Genomic DNA, 4,585 nt, shown 5'->3' on the forward strand with positions numbered 1-4,585 from the left:
CCCCGACCGGGCGTTCCAGGAACTCGGCTTCGACTCGCTGAGCGCGGTCGAGTTCCGCAACCAGCTCAACACCGCCACCGGCCTGCGGCTGCCCGCGACGCTGGTCTTCGACCACCCCAACGCGCGGGTCCTCGCCGCCGAACTGGTCACCGCGCTCGCCCCGGCGCCGGCCGACGGGCTGCCCGAGGACCGGGTGCGGGCGGTTCTCCAGGGCATCCCGCTGAGCCGGCTGCGGGAGGCCGGGCTGCTGGACCGGCTGCTCGAACTCGGTGGACTCGCCCCCACGCCGGACACGGCCACGGCGGACGACGAGGCCGGCCGCTCGATCGACGAGATGGACGCCGACGACCTGATCAGCATGGCGCTGGGCGACCAGGACCTCGACGACCTCATGACGGGAGACCCTCGATGACCGACGACAAGCTCGTCGCCGCGCTGCGCAGCTCGCTCAAGGAGACCGAGCGGCTGCGCGCGCAGAACCGGCGGCTCACCGCGGCCGCCCACGAGCCGGTCGCGATCGTCGGGATGAGCTGCCGCTTCCCCGGCGGGGTGAGCACGCCGGAGCAGCTGTGGCGACTGGTCGCCGACGGGGTCGACGCGATCGGCGACTTCCCCGCCGACCGGGGCTGGAACGTCGACGAGCTCTACGACCCGACCGGCGAGCGCCCGCACACCAGCTACGTCCGGCAGGGCGGGTTCCTCACCGACGCCGCCGCCTTCGATCCAACGTTCTTCGGGATCAGCCCCAACGAGGCGACCATCATGGACCCGCAGCAGCGGCTGCTGCTGGAGTGCGCCTGGGAGGCGTTCGAGCGGGCTGGCATCGACCCCGGCACGCTGCGCGGCAGCCGTACCGGGGTGTTCGCCGGGCTGATGTACCACGACTACGCCAGCAGCCACGCCACCGGCTCGGTCGCCTCCGGCCGGGTGGCGTACGCGCTGGGGCTGGAGGGGCCGGCGGTCACCGTGGACACCGCCTGCTCGTCGTCGCTGGTCGCGTTGCACCTGGCGGTGCAGGCGCTGCGCTCTGGCGAGTGCACCCTGGCGCTCGCCGGTGGCGCGGCGGTGATGGCGACGCCGGAGGCCTTCGTCGAGTTCAGCCGCCAGCGGGGGCTGGCCCCGGACGGCCGGTGCAAGTCGTTCGGCGCGGGCGCCGACGGCACCGGCTGGGGCGAGGGCGCCGGCTTCCTGCTCGTCGAGCGCCTCTCGGACGCCCAGCGGCTCGGCCACCCGGTGCTCGCCGTGGTTCGCGGCACGGCCGTCAACCAGGACGGCGCGTCGAACGGCTTCTTCGCCCCGAACGGCCCCGCCCAGCAGCGGGTGATCCGCGCCGCCCTCGCCTCGGCCGGCGTCCCGGCCACCGAGGTGGACGTCGTGGAGGCGCACGGGACCGGCACCACCCTCGGCGACCCGATCGAGGCGCAGGCGCTGCTCGCCACGTACGGGCAGGACCGGCCCGCCGACCGGCCGCTCCGGCTCGGGTCGATCAAGTCGAACCTCGGGCACACCCAGGCCGCCGCCGGCGTGGCCGCCGTCATCAAGATGGTGCAGGCGATGCGGCACGGGGTGCTGCCCCGGACCCTGCACGCCGAGGAGCGCTCGCCCCAGGTGGACTGGTCGTCCGGCGCGGTCGAGCTGCTGACCGAGGCACGCGAGTGGCCGGCGGACGGGCACCCGCGCCGGGCGGGCATCTCGTCGTTCGGCCTCTCCGGCACCAACGCCCACGTCATCGTCGAACAGGCCCCGGAGTCCGCTCCGCACCCGGACGCCGGCGTGCCCCCGTCCCTGGTGCCCTGGGTGCTGTCGGCGAAGTCCGAGCCGGCGCTCCGGGAACTTGCGGACCGCTTCGCCGCTGTCGCCGGAGACTTGTCGCCGGTGGATGTGGGCGCCGCGGCCCGCACCCTGGTCACCGGTCGGGCGGCGTTCGGCCACCGGGCGGTGGTGCTGGGCGCGGACTCGGCCGAGCTGTCGGCCGGACTGGCGGCGGTGGCGGCGGGGGAGCGGGCTCCGAACGCCGTCGCCGGCGTGGCCCGAGCCGGTCGGCTGGCGGTGCTGTTCACCGGTCAGGGCGCGCAGCGCTTGGGTATGGGTCGCTCGCTGCACTCGGCGTTCCCGGTGTTCGCTGCTGCGTTCGACGCGGTGGTGGCGGAGCTGGATCAGCATCTGGATCGGCCGTTGCGTGCCGTCGTCTGGGGTGATGACGGGGAGCTGATCCGCCAGACGGGCTATGCGCAGCCCGGCTTGTTCGCGGTCGAGGTGGCCCTGTTCCGGCTGGTGGAGTCGTGGGGTGTGCGGCCGGACCTCGTGGCCGGGCACTCGATCGGTGAGTTGGCCGCCGCGCATGTGGCCGGGGTGTTGTCGCTGCCGGACGCGGCGCGTCTGGTGGCCGCGCGAGGTCGGTTGATGCAGGCGCTGCCGGCTGGTGGGGCGATGGTGGCAATCCAGGCGTCGGAGGAGGAGGTGCGGGCGGCGCTGGCGGCACAGGATGCCTCCTTCGCGTCCTACCGACCTGATGACGTAAACGATTCAGCCTCCACTGGCGACGGTGCGGCGGCGGGTGCCGGTGTGGACGTCGCGGCCGTCAACGGCCCCCGGTCGGTGGTCATCTCCGGCCCCGAAGCGGCCGTGCTGCACGTCGCCGAGCACTTCACCAAGCTGGGCCGCAAGACCACGCGACTGCGGGTCAGCCACGCCTTCCACAGCGGGCTGATGGACCCCATGCTCGACGACTTCCGGGCCGTGGCGGCAGACCTGACCTACGCCGAGCCGCAACTCCCGGTCGTGTCCAACCTGACCGGCACCCTGGCCACCTCCGAGCTGACCGACCCGGACTACTGGGTCCGCCACGTCCGCGAGGCGGTCCGCTTCGCCGACGGCATCACCACCCTGCACCAGGCGGGAGCCACCACGTTCCTGGAACTCGGCCCGGACGCCGCGCTCACCCCGCTCATTGAGGGCATCCTCACCGACGAGGTCACCGTCGTGCCCAGTCTGCGGCGCGGGCACGACGAACACCGGCAAGCCCTGACCGCCCTGGCCAGGCTGCACGTCACCGGCACCACCGTCGACTGGACCGCACTGCTCCCGCAGACCACCCACACCGTCGACCTGCCCACCTACCCGTTCCAGCGGCAGCGGTACTGGCTGCACACCCTCGACTACCTCGCCGAGTCATGGCTGGCCGGCGCGCTCGGCGACGACCCGGCCGCGCTCGGCCTCACCCCCGTCGACCACCCGCTGCTGCGTGCCGCCGTGGCCACCGCCCACGCCGACGGCCTCGTCCTCACCGGCCGGCTGTCCCGGCAGGCCCAGCCCTGGCTCGCCGACCACGACGTACTCGGCACCGTGCTGCTGCCCGGCACCGGCCTGGTCGAACTCGCCCTGCGCGCCGGCGAGGAGGCCGGCTGCCACCGGCTCGACGAACTGACCCTCACCGCGCCGCTGGTACTGCCCGAACGCGGCGACGTCATGGTGCAGGTGGTCGTCGGCGACCCCGACACCGCCGGGCGCCGTACCGTCGGCGTCTACTCCCGGGCCCCCGGCGGTCGCTGGGCACTGCACGCCGACGGGCTGCTCGCCGCCGACGCCGCCGAGCCGTCCGTCGACCTGACCGCCTGGCCGCCGCCGGGCGCGACCCCGCTGAACATCGAGGGCGCGTACGAGCGGCTGCGCGGGCGGGGGTACGCGTACGGGCCGACGTTCCAGGGGCTGCGGGCCGCCTGGGAACGCGGCGACGAGCTGTACGCCGAGGTGGCCCTGCCCGACGAGGCACACCCGGACGCCGCCCGGTTCGGCCTGCACCCGGCCCTGCTCGACGCCGCCATGCACGCCTCCCTGCTCCAGGACCACGACGGCTCCGGGGCGACGCTGCTGCCGTTCGCCTGGAACGGCGTCTCCCGGCACGCCGTCGGCGCCACCGCGCTGCGGCTGCGGATGGCGCCCCACCGGCCCGGACAGCGTCACCCTCACCGTCACCGACCCGTCCGGGCAGCCGGTGCTCACCGTCGGGTCGCTGGTGTCCCGGCCGGTCTCCGCCGCCCAACTCGACGGCGTGCGGGCCGGCAACGACCAGGTGCTGCACCGGGTGCGCTGGCAGCCGGCAGCCACCCCGGACGGGGCGGCGGACGTGTCCCGCTGGGCGGTGGTCGGCGACGCCGTCGCGGTGCCGGGGGTGCCGTCGTACGCGGATCTGGACTCGGTCGGCGCGGCGGCCGACGTACCGGAGGTGGTGCTGCTGCCGCTCGCTGCCGGCGACGGCGACGTGCCGGCGGCGGTCCGGGAGGTGACCGGGGGCGGCGCTGGCGGCCGTGCGGGCCTGGCTGGCCGACGACCGGTTCGCCGACTCCCGGCTGGTGCTGCTCACCCGGGAGGCCGTGGTGACCGGCTCCGACGACCGGGTGGCGCTGGACCAGGCGCCGGTCTGGGGCCTGGTCCGGGCGGCGCAGGCGGAGAACCCGGAACGGTTCGTCCTCGCCGACACCGACGGCCGGCTCCGACGACCGGGTGGCGCTGGACCAGGCGCCGGTCTGGGGCCTGGTCCGGGCGGCGCAGGCGGAGAACCCGGAACGGTTCGTCCTCGCCGACA

Annotated in this window: 3 protein-coding genes; all 3 read left to right on the forward strand. The window is 75.0% G+C overall.

The window, feature by feature from the left end:
- Positions 1-412 (forward strand): acyl carrier protein (locus JNW89_RS37860; protein ID WP_255541347.1); only part of this gene is annotated, 412 nt, incomplete at its 5' end.
- Positions 413-435: 23 nt separating this feature from the next.
- Positions 436-4,380: a type I polyketide synthase gene (locus tag JNW89_RS28370; RefSeq protein ID WP_375155158.1), complete on the forward strand. Its 3,945-nt coding sequence runs from the start codon at positions 436-438 to the stop codon at positions 4,378-4,380.
- The coding region (locus tag JNW89_RS37400) for a hypothetical protein (RefSeq protein ID WP_238451444.1) at positions 4,308-4,585 on the forward strand (278 nt) is incomplete at its 3' end. The genes JNW89_RS28370 and JNW89_RS37400, both read left to right, overlap by 73 nt.

The organism is Micromonospora sp. 4G55 (genome assembly GCF_016803375.1).